Consider the following 16,728-nt stretch of genomic DNA (forward strand, 5'->3'; position numbering starts at 1 on the left):
GTCGAGCGCAAGCTGCGCGAGGCCTTCCGCACCGCGGTCAAGAGCGACGCCTTCAAGCAGGTGGCGGATCGCATCGATGCGCCGGTCATGTATCTGGACGGCCCGGATTACCAGGCTTATGTGGCGTCGGTCTATGCGCAGGAGACCGCGCTGATCGCGCGCCTGAAACTGAAAGAAATGCTGCAGAAAGGCTGATCCCCGGTGACTTCCAATCCATTGATCCGGCTGCACGCGAACGACAATGTGCTGGTCGCCCGGGAAGCCCTGGCCTTGGGCATGGCAATTCCGGCGCTGGGACTGCGGGTGCGCGCGCAGGTGCCGGGCGGCCACAAGATTGCGGCCTGCCGGATACCAAAGGGCACGCCGGTCCGCAAATATGACGCCATCATCGGCGTGGCCGCGCGCGACATCGAAGCCGGCGAGCACGTGCACGCGCACAATCTTGCGCTCGCCGACTTTGAGCGCGACCCGGGCTTCTGTCGCGACGTGCGACCGGTCGACCTGCTGTCCGAGGCCGAACGCGCGACGTTCCAGGGCTACGTACGGCCAGACGGCCGGGTGGGCACCCGCAATTTCATCGGCATCCTCGCGTCGGTGAACTGTTCCGCGACGGTGATCCATCACATCGCGCAGCACTTCACGCCTGAACGCCTTGCCGCGTTCCCCAACGTGGATGGCGTGGTGGCGTTCGCGCAGACGAGCGGTTGCGGCATGTCGTCGCCCAGCGAGCATTTCGATGTCCTGCGGCGCACGCTGGCCGGCTACGCGCGGCACCCTAACCTGGCTGGCGTACTGATCGTGGGACTGGGCTGCGAACGCAATCAGGTGTCGGCGCTGATCGAATCCCAGGATCTGGCCGGGGACGCGCGGGTGCGCACGCTCGTGATGCAGGACACGGGCGGCACCCGCGCCACGATCGAGGCGGGCATCCGGGCCATCGACGAGATGCTGCCGCAGGCCGATGCCGCGCGGCGCAGCAGCGTGCCGGCAAGCCATCTGAAGATCGGGCTGGAATGCGGCGGATCGGACGGCTACTCGGCCATCACGGCCAATCCCGCGCTGGGCGCGGCCATGGACATCCTGGTGCGTCACGGCGGCACGGCGATTTTGTCGGAAACCCCGGAGATCCACGGGGTGGAATACCTGCTGACGCGCCGCGCCGTTACGCCCGAAGTGGGCCAGAAACTGCTGGACCGGCTGGCATGGTGGGAGCGGTACACGGCCGGACACAACGCGCAGTTCAATGGCGTTGTCGGCCACGGCAACCAGCAAGGCGGCCTGGCCAACATCTTCGAGAAATCGCTGGGGTCCGCCATGAAAGGCGGCACGACGCCGCTGCAGGCCGTGTATGAATATGCCGAGCCCATCGACCGCGCGGGCCTGGTCTTCATGGATTCGCCCGGCTACGACCCCGTTGCGGTCACCGGCCAGATCGCCAGCGGCGCCAACCTGATCTGCTTCACGACGGGCCGCGGTTCGATGTTCGGCTCCAAGCCTGCGCCCACGCTCAAGCTTGCCAGCAACAGCAGCATGTATGCGCGCCTGGTGGAGGACATGGACATCAATTGCGGCGCGGTGCTCGATGGCGAGGTGGACATCGCGCAGATGGGACAACGCATCTTCGAGCACATCCTGCGCGCGGCCTCGGGCGCGCCGACCAAAAGCGAAGCGCTGGGGCTGGGCAACCACGAGTTCGTGCCCTGGCATCTGGGCATCGTCAGCTGACCCGTCATTTCAGGAGCTTTAACGCATGCCCGCACACAACCCCTTCAAGACGGCCCTCGCCGAGCGGCAAGCCCAGGTCGGCCTGTGGCTCTCGATGGCCGACCCCTATCTGGCCGAGGTTTCCGCCACGGCAGGCTTCGATTGGCTGCTGATCGACGGTGAGCACGCACCGAACGACCTGCGCGGCACCCTGGCCGCCCTGCAGAGCGTCGCACCCTACCGCGCCCAACCCGTGGTGCGCGTGGTGGCCGGAGAGATCGCGCTCATCAAGCAGATGCTGGACATCGGCGCGAAGAATCTGCTGGTGCCGATGGTCGACACCGCCGAGCAGGCCCGCGCACTGGTGGCCGCCACACGCTATCCGCCGCAGGGCGTACGCGGCGTCGGCAGCGCCGTGGGGCGCGCTTCGCGCTGGAGCGCCCGCGACGACTACCTGGATATCGCCGACGACGAGATCTGCCTGCTGGTGCAGGCGGAAACGGTGCAGGCGTTGTCGAACCTGGAGGCCATCTGCGATGTGACCGGCGTGGACGGCGTGTTCATCGGACCCGCCGATCTGGCCGCGTCCATGGGGCATCGGGGCCGCCCCGGCCATCCGGACGTGCAGGCCGCGATCGAGCGCGCCATGCGGGTAATCATCGAGCGCGGCAAATCGGCGGGCACGCTGACATCGGACCCCGCGCTCGCGCGCCGCTATCTGGATCTGGGATGCACTTTTGTGGCGGTCGGCGTGGACGTCCTGCTTTACGCCAATAGCGCCCGCCGGCTGGCGGCAAGTTTCATGTCGCCGGACGTGCGCCCCGCGGCGCAGGGTCCATCCGCCGCCTATTGAGTGACCATAAGCGGCCGATCCGTCCTGTAATCCGGTCTTGCATGACCACGCATTCAGGCATAAATTGATCGGTACCGCTTTTCGATCGGCCATCTCGATCCCCCCGCCCGAATCGCGCGCGAAGGTTGTTTTCTATCTTTTGTTCCCCCACAGGAGCGATGCGATGCGAGTAAAACACCTGCTTGGCCCAGCGACCGTAGCCCTCTCGATGCTGTTCGGGTCGGCTGTCACGGCCGCCCCCTCGGACCCCGCCCCGATCATCACCGGCAAGCACTGGACCGATTCCGACGCCAACCTCAAAAAGGCCTATCTGCTGGGCGTGGCCAATGCGCTTGAGGTCGAACGCGCCTACCAGCAACGCCGCGCAGTGCCGGATACGCAGACGCTGGTGCCCAAGTTTTCCGCGGGCCTGCAGAACCAGACGCTGGATTCGGTGCGCGAGACCATCGACCGCTGGTATGCCGCCAATCCGACCCAATTGGATCGCCCCGTCATGGAGACGATCTGGTTCGAGATTGTCGTGCCTGCCACGAAGACCAAACGCACCCCCTAGGAGCCGCCATGAAGACTATCCGCACGATAGGCCTGGCCATTGCGATGGCATCGCTGGCCGCATGCACGAACATGACGAAGGAACAGCAAGGCACCGTCACGGGTGGCTTGATGGGCGCCGCGGCGGGCGCCGGCATTGCCGCCATCGCGGGGGGCAGCGCCTGGACGGGGGCCGCCATTGGCGGTGCGGCCGGCGGTATCGCCGGCAACATCCGCGGCGCGAACCAGTAGATAACGCGATACCGACCTGACCCGTCACCCCTGAACGCCGGCTCGCGCGCCAACGCCAGCCGGCGTTCCTGCGTCTGGACGCCGGCTTGCCTGCTTGCCTGCGTCCCGGCCTGCGCCGCCCGCCTTCGTTCCGCCCGCCTTCGTTCCGCCCGCCGCCACGGCTACCCGCCGCCGCCATAGACTGATACGCTTTGCGCCGCGACTTCACCCGGGCGATGCGGATGTTTCTTTCATGATGTACCTGCTGTGGTCCCTGCCGGCGCTGACCGTGATCGCCGCGATCGCGAGCGGGCGCGTCAACACGACCATCGCCGCGGCGCTGGGCCTGATTGCGGCGGTGCCCGTCGCCCTGCTTGGAGCGCCTGCGCCGTTCTCGCCGGCGCAACTAGCCGTTGCCCTGGAACGCGGGCTCTGGATCGGCTGGATCATTACCCCTTACATCCTCGGCGGCCTGCTGTTCTGGCAGATGGCGGCGCAAGCCGGCATGCGCACGGACGCGGCAGGCGGCCCGCCGGACGCCATGCACCTGGATCCCCTCGCCCGGCGCCGGCTGCTCTTCTTTGCCTGTTTCCTTGTCGGCCCGTTTGCCGAGTCCGCCACCGGCTTTGGCGTGGGCATGCTGGGTACGGTAATGCTGATCCGCCCGCTGGGCCTGAAGCCGCGCGAGATCATGGTGTTCGCACTGCTCAGCCAGACGCTGATTCCGTGGGGCGCAATGGGAAGCGGCACGCTGCTGGCCTCGGCCTATGCGCGCGTGCCGGCCACGCAGCTTGCGCTGTACAGCATGGTCCCCGTGGCGCTGCTGATGGGGGTATGGCTGGCGCTGTATTGGCGCACCGCCGCACGCGCGGCGTTGTCCGCGCCTGCCGCCGAACTGGGGCGCGAAGCAGCCTGGATGGCCGCGAGCCTGGCGTTGCTGACAGCGGCGACGGCACTGCTAGGGCCGGAAACGGCGCTGCTTGCGGCGTACGGTCCGCTGATCGTGGTGCGCTTCCTGGCGGACCGCAGGCCCGATCGCGGGCAGGCGCTGGACGCCGCACGGCGCGCCCTGCCCTACATCGCGCTCATCGCCTGGCTGGTGGCCACGCGGCTCGTACCCGGCCTGAATCGCGGTCTTGCCGGCCTGGCGGACGTCAAACCCTATGCGGACCTGCCCGCGTGGATGCCTTTTCTGCATGCGGGAAGCTGGCTGATCGCGGGAGCCGTGGCCATGGCAGTCTGGCAGCGCCATCCAGGGACGCTGCGGGCCCAGTCGCGCGCCGCGTGGATGACAGGCAGTCATGCCGTCATGTCCGTCTTTCTGTTCGCAATGATGGCCGAGGTGCTGGCGGGCGCGGGGATTTCGCGGGCCTATGCCGATGGACTATTCTCGAGCCTGCGCGACTGGACTATCCTGATCACACCGCTTCTGGCCGGCGCGTTCGGCATTCTGGCCAACAGCGGCAACGCGCCGAACAGCCTGTTCATGTCTTCCCAGCTATCATTAGCGCTTCAGGCCGGTCTGAACGTGCCCGCAGCCGCCGCGTTGCTGCACGTTTCGGGCACGTCGATGGGGTTTTTTTCGCCGGTCCGGATGTCGATTGCCGCCGGTCTGGCGCATGGACGGGGGCACGAACGCGGCGTGTATGTTCTACTACTGCCGTTTGCCCTGGCCGCGTTCGGTATCCTGCTGTCGCTGGCGCTGCTCGTGGTCATCTCCGGGTAGCAGAATTCAGGGCTGCTGAAAGGCCGACAACTGGCGGTGCAGCGGATACGCTCGCCGCCTCAACCTTTTTTTTGTGTAGCACATGGGACTAGAACAATTAGCCGCGATCCGGGAATTGCTTATCAAGCAGTCGCCTGACAAGGCAGGCTCGAAGAACGAATCGCGACCGCAAGGCACGGACAAGCCGCGCCGCCCGCAAGGCGCCGGCAAGGGTCCGCGTCCGCAGGGTGGCGACAAGGCGAAGCGCGCGCAAGGCGGCGACAAGGGCCAGCGCGCCCCGCGTCCCGAAAAGCGCGAGACGCCGGTCGATCCCGTGGTCGTCGCCATTTCGCGCCTGCAACGTCACTTTCCCAAGGCCTTCCCCAAGAACCCCGCGCCCAAGCTGCCGCTCAAGCTGGGCGTGCTGGCGGACCTGGTGCAACATGCCGAGCAACTGCAGCTCGACGAGGCGCAGATCAAGGAAGCCGTCAAGACGTGGTGCGATGGCCGCCGCTACTGGGCCAGCATGGTCGAGGACGCGCCGCGCGTGGACCTGAACGGCGAACCCGCCGGCGCCGTGACCGCCAACGAAGCGCGTCACGCCAAGCGCATGGCATCGCGCAATGCGTCGCGCAACGCCGCGCGCGCACGGGCCGAGAAAAAGGCGCAGACGGCTGCCGAGCAGACGCCGGCGCCGGCTGCCGACGCCGCCCCTGACACGCAACCTGCCGACGTGACGTCCCCGGACGTGAAAGCGGTGGATGTGAAAGCCGTGGATGTGAAGGCCGCTGAAGCCAAAGCCCCGGACGCGAACGCGGCAGGTGCGACTCCCGCGGACGTCACGCCCCAAGCGTCCGACGAATAAGCCCGTCATTAGCAATACAGGCCTGCGCCCGGCCGGGAGAACGACTCCCGGCCGGGCGCAGGCCTTTCTGCATGCACGCGGCAGTATCTAGCCTGCCGCCTCAAGCGCCGCCAGCGCCTGCTTGATGTAGCCCATGCCCTTTTCCGAATAGGACAGCGTCATGGCCTGCTGATGCCCCGCGCCGTCCATCTTCAGCAGGGACTTGCGCAGGATCTCGACGATCTTGTCTTCGTGGGCCGGGTAGAAGGCCTCGTACTGGTATTGCAGGAACACCAGGCACAGCGCGTTTTCCATGACCTGCACGTCCGCATCCTGCTTGATGCCCTGCTTCATCAGGATCGCCGCCACGCGCTCGCCATCCGCTTGCGGATAGCCCGCGTCTTTCATGATCTGTTGTGCGATGCCGGCGTGATGCCGTGCCAGCGCCTTGCGCCACGTCAGATAGCCGATGCGGCCTTCGGGATAGCTGGCGCGCGTGATCTCCCAGCGGCCGATGTGCTGGCACCGGGATGCCAAAATCAGCGGCTCGGACGCGTCGGGCGCCAGCTTCATGACCCACTCGTGCAGCTTTTGCGCCAGAAACAGCTCTTGCGGACAGGATTCGCCTTCCCACGTAAACGTGTTGGGGTCCTTGGCGTTGTAGTCGTCGAAACGGCGCAGGGTCTGCTGCAGGCGGTCGTTCATGGGGTGGCGTCTTCGGAAAGACCGGCGCGCGAGGGCCGGTGCGGAGATTGACAGGCGGAATGGAGCCCATCATACCTGCGGCATCCGGCGCCGTGCGCCGTCTATGCCGTTTCGCGCTATCTGCTTGGCCCGCCGTGTCATTGAAGCCGCCCTTGCGGTGTGCGACCGTAAAAGGCGTCGGGGCGGTCGAGGAGCCTCACCCGACGCGGGCCGGCGCCATCGCTCTCCCGCCATCAAAAAATAATGACTGGAGAGACGACAGATGCGACACGCAAGATTACTGGCCGTCACGCTGGCCGCCACGCTGTGGGCCGCGGGCGGCGCCGCGCAGGCCCAGGACGAACCCTACCCCGCCAAACCGGTGACCATCCTGGTGGGCTTTCCGCCGGGCACGGCGACCGACACGGTGGCGCGCATGCTGGGCGAACGGCTCGCGCAGCGCATGGGGCAACAGTTCATCGTGGAGAACAAGCCGGGTGCGGGCGGCTCCATCGCCGCGGGCCTGGGCGCGCGCGCCAAACCTGACGGCTACACGCTGATGATCGGCGCGTCCGCGCCGCAGGCGATCAATCCGCACGTCTATCCCAACTTGAACTACGACGCACGCAAGGACTTTGCCCCGATCGGGTTGATTACCTGGCTGCCGTATCTGTTCGTGGTCAGCGCCGACAACCCGGCCCGCAACCTGACCGACTTCCTGGACACCGTGAAGGCCAAACCGGGGCAATACACCTACGGCACCACCGGCGTCGGCACGACAAGCCACCTGGTGACGTCCGTGCTGCTGTCCAAGGCCGGCGCGACGATGGTGCATGTTCCGTACAAGGGCAGTAGCCAGGCGCAGACGGACATCGTCGGTGGACGCACGTACGCGACCTTCGACACGATGGTGTCGTCGCTGGCAATGGTGAAGGCGGGCCGCCTGAAGGCGCTGGCCGTCAGCACGCCGGAGCGCGTGCCCACGCTGCCCGACGTGCCAACCGTCGCGGAGCAAGGCTTTCCGGGTTTTGACATGGGCGCCTGGCTCGGGCTGATTGCGCCCGCCGGCATACCGCCCGCCATCCAGGAAAAGCTGGCGCGCGAAATGAATGCCGTACTGGCCGATGCCGCCGTGCGCGACAAGCTCGCGGACCTGGGCGCGCAGGTACGCACCACCGAATCGCCGGCGCGATTCGGCGCGATGATGAAATCCGAGTACGAATCGTGGGGCGGCGTGGTCCGCGAATTCAACGTGAAAGGCACGGACTGACAGGAGGAACGGCAACCATGAACACAAAAGCGGAAATGAGCAGCCAGGAATGGGACGCCCGCGTCCAACTGGCCGCGTGCTACCGGCTGGTCGCGCACTTTGGCATGAGCGACCTGATCTACAACCACATCACCGCCCGCATCCCGGACACCGACGACCACCTGCTCATCAACCCCTACGGCATGATGTATGACGAGATCACCGCGTCCAGCCTGGTCAAGATCGACCTGGCCGGCAACATTCTCGATCAGCCGTCCGGTTACGGCATCAATGCCGCGGGCTACGTGATCCACAGCGCGGTCCATGGCGCGCGGCACGACGTGGCGTGTGTCATCCACACGCACACGCGGGCGGGCATGGCCGTGTCGGCGCTGAAATGCGGCCTATTGCCGCTGACGCAGACCGCAATGCGGTTCGCGAAGATCCCGTATCACGACTACGAGAGCGTCGCCATCGACCTGGACGAACGCGAGCGCCTCGTCGCGGATCTGGGATCGTCCGACGCGATGATCCTGCGCAATCACGGGCTGCTTGCCGCGGGGCCGTCGATTGCGCAGGCGTTCAATACGCTTTATTGGTTGGAAATGGCCTGCAAGGCGCAGGTGGATGCGTTGAGCTCGGGGCGCGAGCTCTGCCTGCCGCCGCCCGAGGTCATCGAGAAGACATGGCTGCTGTACCAGCCCGGCACCCGCCGGCCGTTCGGCGAACTTGAATGGCCCGCCATGCTGCGCCTGATGGATCGCAAGGACCCCGGCTACAAGTCGTGAGATTCGCCGCGCGGCACGAGGTCGCTTCCTGCCGCGTGGCTCACGCTCGCCGGCAGGATGGCGCCCAGGCTGGTGCGCACCTCCAGCAGATACGGCGCGTCCGCCGCCAGGCCACGCGCGATCGCATCGTCCAGTTGATCGGCGCGCGTCACGTATTCGGCCTGCAGTCCGTAGGCACGGGCCACCAGCGTGAAGTCGGGGCTGGCCAGGTCCGTTCCCACATATCGCCCCGGATACGTGCGCGCCTGGTGCAGGCGGATCGACCCGTAGCAATTGTTGTTGGCGACGATGAACAGGATGGGCAGTCCTCGCTCGGCGGCTGCGGCCATCTCGTTGCCCGTCATCGCGAAGCCGCCATCGCCTGCCATGCACACGACCTGCCGCTTCGGATCGCGCAACTGCGCCGCGATGGCCGCCGGCGTGCCGTAGCCCATTGCGCCCGACTGCGACGCCAGCAGCCGTTGCGGGAATGCGAAGGGAAAGTGGCGGTACACCGGCGCGGCGAAGGTGCCGGCGTCCAGGCAGATTGCAACGTCCGCGGGCGCCTGCGCTTCCAACGCCTTGACCACTGCGGCGAAAGGAATGCCGTCGTCCACGGCCTGACCTGCGGCTTGCGGCCATGCCGCCGTCTGTTGCCGGATGGTGCGCAGCGTGGCGGTCCAGTCCTCGCGCGCCAGTCCGCCACCCGTGGCGGGCAGCCCGGCCAGCGCCGCCGCCGTGGCCGCGGGATCGGCCACCAGTCCCACGTCGGCCGCGAAGTGCTGGTTCACGATATGCGGATCGGGATAGCAATGCACCAGCGTCTGGCGCGGCCGCGGATGCGCGGGAAAGGTGTAGCCCTGCGTCGTGATGTCGCCCAGTCGCGTGCCAAGCGCCAGGATCAGATCACTGCCATCCAGCGCCGCCACCTGCGCGGCCGGCGTCGCCAGATCGAGATCGCCCGCATAGAGCGGATGCGTATTGGGAAACAGATCGTGCTGGCGGAACGAGACAACCACCGGAATGGAATGGCGTTCCGCAAGGCGCATCAAGGCCTCCCGGCCGCCCGGAACGTTGAATCCGCCGCCGGCGATGATGAGCGGCCTGTGTGCGCGCGACAGCAACGCGTGGATGCGTTCCAGCCCGTCGGGAGCCGGCTGAGACGGGCTCTCGGGCATCGCCGTCCAGTCGTGCTGGTCCACGATCGCCTGCTGCACATCCTCGGGCACCACCATCACCACGGGGCCCGGCGTGCCCGCCATCGCCACCCGCACGGCCTTGAAGGCGGCCGGCGCCAGTTCCTCGGGCGTGGTCACCTCGACTACCCACTTGGCCATCGAGCCGAACATCTTCTGATAGTCGATTTCCTGGAACGCTTCCTTGCGCACGTCCTTCTTCGGCACCTGACCGATCAGCAGAATCATCGGCGCCGCATCCTGCTGCGCGGCATGCACGCCGATCGCGGCGTTGGCGGCGCCCGGACCGCGCGAGACCATCACCACGCCGGGGCGCCCGGTCAGGCGGGCGTCAGCGCAGGCCATGAATGCGGCGCCGCCTTCGTGGCGGCAGGTCACCACGTCGATGCCGGGAAAGTCATGCAGCGCGTCCAGGACGCCCAGATAGCTTTCGCCGGGCACCACGAACACGCGGTCGATCGCGTTGGCGGCCAGCACCCGGATCAACGCGTGGGCGGAGGTGTTCGGTGTTGCGGATGCGGTCATGTGGGAAGCCCCGGCAGGAAAAGGTCCAGGGCATTCTAGATTGGCATCCCACGCCCAACTAGGCATACTCTGGCAACCAGATATACAAGAATGAGACAGCGGCGCGCGCGGCGGCGTGGGCGCCGCGCTCCGGAGACGATGGACCTACGCAAGATCGAAAACCTGATCCACGTCGCGGATCTGGGCAGCTTCTCACGCGCCGCATCGGTGCTCGGCATCGCCCAGTCGGCGCTTGGCCGGCAGGTGCGCAAGCTGGAAGACGAATGCGGCTGCGCCCTGCTCTACCGCAACGGGCGCGGCGTCTCGCTGACTCCCGACGGCGAAAAACTGCTGGACAGGCTGCGTCCGCTCATGCGCCAGATGGACCACGTGGTGACCGAGTTCCACAACGACCAGAAGTCGCCGTCCGGCCAGGTGATGCTGGGACTCACGCCCACGCTCTGTCACATGGTGGGCATGCGGCTGGTGGCCGAGGTCTGGCGGCGCCATCCGCGCATCCAGCTCAACATCATCACGGGTTACAGCGGCTACGTGCACGAATGGCTGACCAATGCCCGAGTCGATATCGCCGTGCTGCACGACGCGCGGCGTTCGCAGCACATCGCCGTCGCACCGCTGGCCGAACTGGACCTTGCGCTGGTGTCCCCGCCGCAAGGCCTGTCGCCCGCCGCGCGTGCGATGCCGGCCATCCCGTTTTCGGCCCTGCGCGACCTGCCGCTGGCGCTGCCCACGCGCAATCACGGCCTGCGCCGCACGCTCGAACACGCCGCCACGCAGGCCGACATGCCATTGAACGTGGCGTTCGAAATGGATGCGCTGGAGCTGATGAAGGACATCGTCGTCGAAGGCCTGGCGCACACCGTGCTGGCCCTGCCCGCGGTGATGAATGAGGTCGAATCGGGCAAGCTGATCGCCCGCCGGATCGTCGAACCGGGCCTGTCCACGCGCCTGATGGTGGCGACGGCATCAAGCCGACCGTTGACGCAGGCCGTCAAGATCGTCCAGGCGACACTGCACGAGGTGTTGGCCGCCATGACGCAGGCCGAGCCGTATCGCGACAGCCTGCGGATGTGCGACGAGTAAATCAACAAGTAATGCGGCAGCGCCGCGCCTACCTCGGCAATGCGGGCGCAGGCGTCAGCGGTCCCACGGGCGTTTGCCCCGGCCGGGGCGGCATCGGCGGCAGCCATGTCCGGGTGGGCGATTTCAACCCGGGCTGGTCCTGCGGCCGCGCGGGCGTCGCCGCAGGCGGCGGGTAGCGGGAACCCGGACACGACGTGCCCAGGCAGTCCCGATTTATCTTGCCCGGATCCACGATGCGTGGGCAGTCGGTGCCCAGGCACGTATCCGGCACGGTGCGGGCGGATGCGGGCGGAGATGGCACGGTCGGAAGCGGATCGCGCGCCAGCGCGGGCGCGGCGGCCAGCGCCGACAACGCACCGGATGCCCCAATCAGCACCGCGGCAAACAAGGATTTCATTGACTGAGCTCCACGGAATCGGTCCAGGCCGAAGCCTGGACGCAATTCCAGTGTGCTCCCGAACCCCGCCCCTAGCAAGGCGGGGCCGGACCCGATCAATCCAGGCGGATGTCGGTGCTGGCCACAACCTTGGCCCAGCGTGCGCGCTCGCTGCTGAAGAACTGCGCAAGCTCGGCCGGGCTCTTGGTGACGATCTCGGCGCCCTGCTCGTTCAACTGCGCCGTGACGTCCGGCTGGGTGACGATCTGCGCCATCAGCGCCTGCAGCTGGGCCGCCACCGGGTCGGTCATGTTGGACGGGGCCATCACGCCTTGCCACGTGCCGGACTCGAAGCCCTTCACGCCTTGCTCGGAGATGGTGGGGATGTCCGGCACCAGCTTCATGCGCTCGCTCTTCGAAATCGCGATCGCGCGCAGCTTGCCCGACTTGATGTGCGGCAGCGTGGCCAGCAGGCCGTTCATGATGATTTGCGTCTGGCCGCCGATGGTGTCGGTGACCGCCTGCGAACCGCCCTTGTACGGCACGTATTCCCACTGCGCACCGGTGGCCTGCTGCACCGCGACGGCCGCCAGGTGGGGCGCGCTGCCGATGGCGGTGACGGCGAAGTTGATGCGCTCTTTCTTGGACAGCTCGACCAGATCCTGCACGGTCTTGGCCTTGACGTCCGGGTGCACGGCCAGCACGTGCGGCGAATACGCCAGCATGCCGACGGCGCGCAGGTCCTTGGACGGATCAAAGGTCAGCTTGGTGTAGACGGACGGGCTGATCGCCAGCGCGCCGACGTCGCACAGGAGGACCGTGTGGCCTTCCTGCGCCGACTGCACCACCAGGCCGGCGCCCAGGTTGCCGTTCGCGCCGGGCTTGTTCTCGACGACCACGGTCTGCTTGAGCACTTCGGCCAGCCGGGGCGCCAGGATGCGCGCGATGATGTCCGACGAGCCGCCGGGCGGGTAAGGCACGACGATGCGCACGGGCCGCGTCGGCCATTGCGCCGATTGCGCGGGTTGGGCCCATGCCGGCACCAGGGGCGTCAGGCAAAGCGCCGCGGCGCTGCCCAGGAACTGTCTCTTGCTCGGGTTCATGCTGTCTCCACACTGTTTGGTATGTGTGTTGAAGTGTCCCGCGGCCTGGTGAGGCCGCGGTGGGGATGTGCCTATGCCGCGCCGCGGGTCTCCACGTACAGGGCATAGAGCGAATGGCTGCTCGCCATGAAGAGGCGGTTGCGCTTGGCGCCGCCAAAGCAAAGATTGGCGCAGCGTTCCGGCAGGCGAATGTGGCCGATGGCCTTGCCCGCGGGGTTGAAGACCATCACGCCGTCCAGGTCCTCGGATTTGGCGTCGGGTGAGCCGTTGCTGCCCCAGCCGCACCACAGGTTGCCGGCCTCGTCGCACTTGATGCCGTCGATGGCGCCGGGTCCCTGCGCGTCGACGTGCAGGCGCTTGTTGGACAGCGCGCCGTCCGCGCCCACGTCGAAGGCCCAGATCACGCGGTTGGGCTGGTGGCGCGATTCGACGATGTACAGCACCTTCTCGTCAGGCGAAAAGCACAGGCCGTTGGGCCCGGCCAGGTCGCCCAACGCCAGCGTCACGCGGCCGTTGGCGGGGTCGATGCGATAGACGGAATGCGGCAGTTCGGGCGTGGCCTTGTCGCCTTCCCAGTGTCCGCCGATGCCGAACGGCGGATCGGTGAACCAGATCGCGCCGTTGCGCTGGCACACGATGTCATTGGGCGAATTGAACGGCTTGCCGTCGAAGCGGTCCGCCAGCACCGTGATGCTGCCGTCGTATTCCGTGCGCGTGACGCGGCGCGTCAGGTGTTCGCAGGCCAGCAGGCGGCCCTGGCGGTCCCGGGCGAGCCCGTTGCTGAAGTTGGACGGCTGACGGAACACGCTGGTTTCGCCGGTGGTTTCGTCCCAGCGGATGATGCGGTTATTGGGAATGTCCGAGGCGAGCAGATAGCGCCCGTCGCCAAACCACACCGGACCTTCCAGCCAGCGGAAACCGGTCGCAAGCTGCTCCACGCTGCTGCTGTAGATGCGGTACTTGGCGAATTCCGGGTCCAGGATCCGGACCGAGGGGTCCGGGTAGCGCTGCTGCGGGGTGAAGCTGAAAGACTGCGCGTGCACGAGACTGGCAGGGGCCAGTGCAAGCGCGGCGCCCAGCAGCCGGCGCCGGCCGGCCTGGACTTGCGGGTCAATTTCCATCGGCTGTCTCCTCTCGGTGGTTTTATTCTGCGATGGCGCTACGGACGGGTTGGGTCCCCGATCAGGTCACGGGGCCCGGGTTGAACAGCGCCAGGGCGTTGTGCAGCTTGAGCTTCTCCGCACAGGTCTGCTTCTTGCCGCTGGCCACGTCCAGCATCATCTGAAAGAGCTGCCAGCCCACTTCCTCGATCGAGGCCTGGCCGGTGGCGATGACGCCGGCATCCACGTCCATCAGATCGTGCCAGCGGCGCGCCAGCGCCGAGCGCGTGGCGACCTTGATGACCGGCACCTGCGCCAGCCCGTAGGGCGTGCCGCGGCCGGTGGTGAAGATGTGCAGGTTCATGCCGGCGGCCAGTTGCAGCGTGCCGCAGATGAAGTCGCTGGCGGGCGTGGCCGCGAAGATCAGGCCCTTGCGCGTCAGGCGGTCGCCGGGCGACAGCACGCCATGGATCGGCGACGAACCCGACTTGACGATCGACCCCATCGCCTTTTCGACGATGTTCGACAGGCCGCCCTTCTTGTTGCCGGGGCTGGTGTTGGCGCTGCGATCGGCCATGCCGCGCTGCAGGTACGCGTCGTACCAGGCCATTTCGCGGATCAGCGCGTCGGCGACTTCGGGCGTTTCGGCGCGGGCAGTCAGCTGGTCGATGCCGTCGCGCACCTCGGTGTTTTCCGAGAACATCACCGTGCCGCCGGCGCGCACAAGCAGGTCGGTCGCAAATCCCACGGCCGGATTGGCCGTCACGCCAGAAAACGCGTCGCTGCCGCCGCACTGCACGCCGACGGTCAGGTCCGACACCGGGCAGGTTTCGCGCTGGCGGGCGTTGAGCTTCTGCAGGTGGCGCTCGGCCGTGCGCATGATGAGCTGGATCATCGAATCGAAGCCGACGTTCTCTTCGTCTTGCAGCACGATGGTGTCCACACCGTCGCCGCCCATGCCCTCGCCGGCGCGGATCGGGATGGCGGTGGGCGCCAGCAGGCGCTCCGGCTGCAGCTTTTCACAGCCCAGGCTCACCACCATGGACGTGCCGCCGAAATTCGGATTGCGGGCGATGTTGTGCAGCGTGCGGATGGGAATCGCCGCGCCCGGCGCGTCGATGGCCACGCCGCAGCCATAGGTGTGCTCGATGCCCACCACGTCGTCCACGTTGGGATACAGCGGCAGCAGTTCGCGGCGGATGCGCGCGACCGCGTGCTCGACGACGCCCTGCACGCACTGCACCGTGGTGCTGATGGCAAGAATGTTGCGCGTGCCGACGGTGCCGTCCGCGTTGCGGTAGCCCTGGAAGGTATAGCCCTCGAGCGGCGGCAGCGGCGCAATCCGCGTGGAGACGGGCAGGTCTTCCAGCGTGCGCGCGGTCGGCATCGTGGTGACGCGTTCGTTGATCCAGCTGCCGCGCGGCAGCGCCTTGGCGGCATAACCGACCACCACGTTGTAGCGCCTGACCTCGTCGCCTTCGGCCAGATCGGTCAGCGCAACCTTGTGTCCTTGCGGCACGGCGTCGACCAGTTGAAGACCGTCGGGCAGAACGGTTCCCGACGGCAACCCGCCATCATTGGCCACGATGGCGACGTTGTCGTCGGGATGAATCTTGATGAGAACGGGCGACTGCTCGACTGCAACCTGCATGATGAATCCTTTAGCCTTGATGGATGCCCCGCTGCGGGCACCGTACGTTATCGTACAACCAAGAGAATATCGCTGAAAGGCATCAGAAAGGAATTTCGGGTTTCCCCTTGTAAATGCGGCGCCACATGGGGACGCGCCTTGAATCCGGCAATTTGATGTTGTACGATGACCCACCTTTTACCACCGCATCCCGTTCGCAAGCACCTACCTTTCGCCTGCGACGGCCATTTAGGGATGAGCGCAACATGACGACTCCGCAAGAACTCAAGGCCATTGTTTCGGAAGGCCTGCTGTCCTTCCCCGTGACCGACTTCGACCAGAACGGCGATTTCAACGCCAAGAGCTATGCGGCTCGTCTGGAATGGCTGGCTCCCTATGGCGCCACCGCCCTGTTCGCCGCCGGCGGCACCGGTGAGTTCTTCTCGCTGGCTCCCGACGAATACTCCGACGTCATCCGCACCGCCGTGCAGACCTGCAAAGGCAAGGTGCCGATCCTGGCCGGCGCTGGCGGCCCCACCCGCACCGCCATCGCCTACGCCCAGGAAGCCGAACGCCAAGGCGCCAAGGGCGTCCTGCTGCTGCCCCACTACCTGACCGAAGCCTCGCAGGACGGCATCGCCGCCCACGTCGAACAGGTCTGCAAATCGGTCAACATCGGCGTCATCGTCTACAACCGCGCCCAGTCGCGTCTGTCGGCCGACAGCCTGGCCCGCCTGGCCGACCGCTGCCCCAACCTGGTCGGTTTCAAGGACGGCATCGGCGACATCGAATCGATGGTCCGCATCCGCCGCAAGATGGGCGACCGCTTCTCGTACCTGGGCGGCCTGCCCACCGCTGAAGTCTATGCCGCCGCTTACCGCGCGCTGGGCGTGCCGGTCTACTCGTCGGCCGTCTTCAACTTCGTGCCCAAGATGGCCATGGAGTTCTACAACGCCATCGCCGCCGGCGACAGCGACACCACCAACCGCCTGCTGGACGATTTCTTCCTGCCTTACCTGGAAATCCGCAACCGCAAGGCCGGCTACGCCGTCAGCATCGTCAAGGCCGGCGCCAAGCTGGTTGGCCACGACGCGGGCCCCGTGCGTGCGCCGCTGACCGACCTGACCGGCGAAGAAATGGAAATGCT

The 16,728-nt window shown here is 66.8% G+C and carries 16 protein-coding genes and 1 pseudogene; 11 read left to right on the forward strand and 6 right to left on the reverse strand.

Going from position 1 to position 16,728, the window contains the following annotated elements; genetic code table 11:
- The 7 genes and pseudogenes from RT697_RS24180 to RT697_RS24210 form a co-directional block, all read left to right on the forward strand.
- Positions 1 to 195, forward strand: a pseudogene (locus tag RT697_RS24180) (tripartite tricarboxylate transporter substrate binding protein); the annotation flags it as partial.
- A 6-nt stretch (positions 196 to 201) separates the two neighbouring features.
- Positions 202 to 1,725 (forward strand): altronate dehydratase family protein, encoded by a 1,524-nt coding sequence (locus RT697_RS24185; protein ID WP_313702233.1) that lies wholly within the window; start codon positions 202 to 204, stop codon positions 1,723 to 1,725.
- 25 nt (positions 1,726 to 1,750) lie between these two features.
- Positions 1,751 to 2,557 (forward strand): 4-hydroxy-2-oxoheptanedioate aldolase, encoded by an 807-nt coding sequence (gene hpaI, locus RT697_RS24190; protein ID WP_313702234.1) that lies wholly within the window; start codon positions 1,751 to 1,753, stop codon positions 2,555 to 2,557.
- 163 nt (positions 2,558 to 2,720) lie between these two features.
- The gene (locus tag RT697_RS24195; protein WP_199778146.1) at positions 2,721 to 3,110 is read left to right on the forward strand and encodes a hypothetical protein; all 390 of its coding nucleotides are present in this window, start codon (positions 2,721 to 2,723) and stop codon (positions 3,108 to 3,110) included.
- 8 nt (positions 3,111 to 3,118) lie between these two features.
- Positions 3,119 to 3,340 carry a hypothetical protein gene (locus RT697_RS24200; RefSeq protein ID WP_056318016.1) on the forward strand — a complete coding sequence of 74 codons (222 nt, stop codon included), beginning with the start codon at positions 3,119 to 3,121 and terminating at the stop codon, positions 3,338 to 3,340.
- A 232-nt stretch (positions 3,341 to 3,572) separates the two neighbouring features.
- Entirely contained in the window at positions 3,573 to 5,045 is a 1,473-nt protein-coding gene (locus tag RT697_RS24205) for a hypothetical protein (RefSeq protein WP_313702235.1), read from the forward strand.
- Between the two features lie 82 nt (positions 5,046 to 5,127).
- Positions 5,128 to 5,889: a ProQ/FinO family protein gene (locus tag RT697_RS24210; RefSeq protein ID WP_313702236.1), complete on the forward strand. Its 762-nt coding sequence runs from the start codon at positions 5,128 to 5,130 to the stop codon at positions 5,887 to 5,889.
- An 87-nt stretch (positions 5,890 to 5,976) separates the two neighbouring features.
- On the opposite strand, the gene RT697_RS24215 is transcribed toward RT697_RS24210, so the two are convergent.
- The gene (locus RT697_RS24215) at positions 5,977 to 6,573 is read right to left on the reverse strand and encodes a DUF4202 domain-containing protein (protein WP_313702237.1); all 597 of its coding nucleotides are present in this window, start codon (positions 6,571 to 6,573) and stop codon (positions 5,977 to 5,979) included.
- Between the two features lie 262 nt (positions 6,574 to 6,835).
- Here RT697_RS24215 and RT697_RS24220 point away from each other — a divergent pair, with 262 nt between their 5' ends.
- Positions 6,836 to 7,822, forward strand: coding sequence for a tripartite tricarboxylate transporter substrate binding protein (locus RT697_RS24220; RefSeq protein ID WP_313702238.1), 987 nt, complete (start codon positions 6,836 to 6,838; stop codon positions 7,820 to 7,822).
- Positions 7,823 to 7,839: 17 nt separating this feature from the next.
- Entirely contained in the window at positions 7,840 to 8,589 is a 750-nt protein-coding gene (locus RT697_RS24225) for a class II aldolase/adducin family protein (protein ID WP_313702239.1), read from the forward strand.
- Here RT697_RS24225 and RT697_RS24230 read toward each other — a convergent pair.
- Positions 8,577 to 10,289 carry a thiamine pyrophosphate-dependent enzyme gene (locus RT697_RS24230; RefSeq protein ID WP_313702240.1) on the reverse strand — a complete coding sequence of 571 codons (1,713 nt, stop codon included), beginning with the start codon at positions 10,287 to 10,289 and terminating at the stop codon, positions 8,577 to 8,579. The genes RT697_RS24225 and RT697_RS24230 overlap by 13 nt on opposite strands.
- Positions 10,290 to 10,427: 138 nt before the next feature.
- On the opposite strand from RT697_RS24230, the gene RT697_RS24235 reads away from it, so the two are divergent.
- Entirely contained in the window at positions 10,428 to 11,372 is a 945-nt protein-coding gene (locus RT697_RS24235) for a LysR family transcriptional regulator (protein ID WP_313702241.1), read from the forward strand.
- Between the two features lie 28 nt (positions 11,373 to 11,400).
- On the opposite strand, the gene RT697_RS24240 is transcribed toward RT697_RS24235, so the two are convergent.
- From RT697_RS24240 to garD, 4 genes are all read right to left on the reverse strand, one after another.
- Positions 11,401 to 11,769 carry a hypothetical protein gene (locus tag RT697_RS24240; protein WP_313702242.1) on the reverse strand — a complete coding sequence of 123 codons (369 nt, stop codon included), beginning with the start codon at positions 11,767 to 11,769 and terminating at the stop codon, positions 11,401 to 11,403.
- Between the two features lie 95 nt (positions 11,770 to 11,864).
- Positions 11,865 to 12,851, reverse strand: coding sequence for a tripartite tricarboxylate transporter substrate binding protein (locus tag RT697_RS24245; RefSeq protein ID WP_313702243.1), 987 nt, complete (start codon positions 12,849 to 12,851; stop codon positions 11,865 to 11,867).
- A 71-nt stretch (positions 12,852 to 12,922) separates the two neighbouring features.
- Positions 12,923 to 13,972 (reverse strand): SMP-30/gluconolactonase/LRE family protein, encoded by a 1,050-nt coding sequence (locus RT697_RS24250; protein WP_313702244.1) that lies wholly within the window; start codon positions 13,970 to 13,972, stop codon positions 12,923 to 12,925.
- A gap of 61 nt (positions 13,973 to 14,033) precedes the next feature.
- Positions 14,034 to 15,602, reverse strand: coding sequence for a galactarate dehydratase (gene garD, locus RT697_RS24255; protein ID WP_313702245.1), 1,569 nt, complete (start codon positions 15,600 to 15,602; stop codon positions 14,034 to 14,036).
- Positions 15,603 to 15,847: 245 nt separating this feature from the next.
- Between garD and kdgD the strand changes: the two genes are divergently transcribed.
- Positions 15,848 to 16,728 (forward strand): 5-dehydro-4-deoxyglucarate dehydratase (gene kdgD / locus RT697_RS24260; protein ID WP_313702246.1); only part of this gene is annotated, 881 nt, incomplete at its 3' end.

It is taken from the genome of Achromobacter sp., assembly GCF_032113835.1.
Classification (GTDB): Bacteria; Pseudomonadota; Gammaproteobacteria; order Burkholderiales; family Burkholderiaceae_B; genus Achromobacter.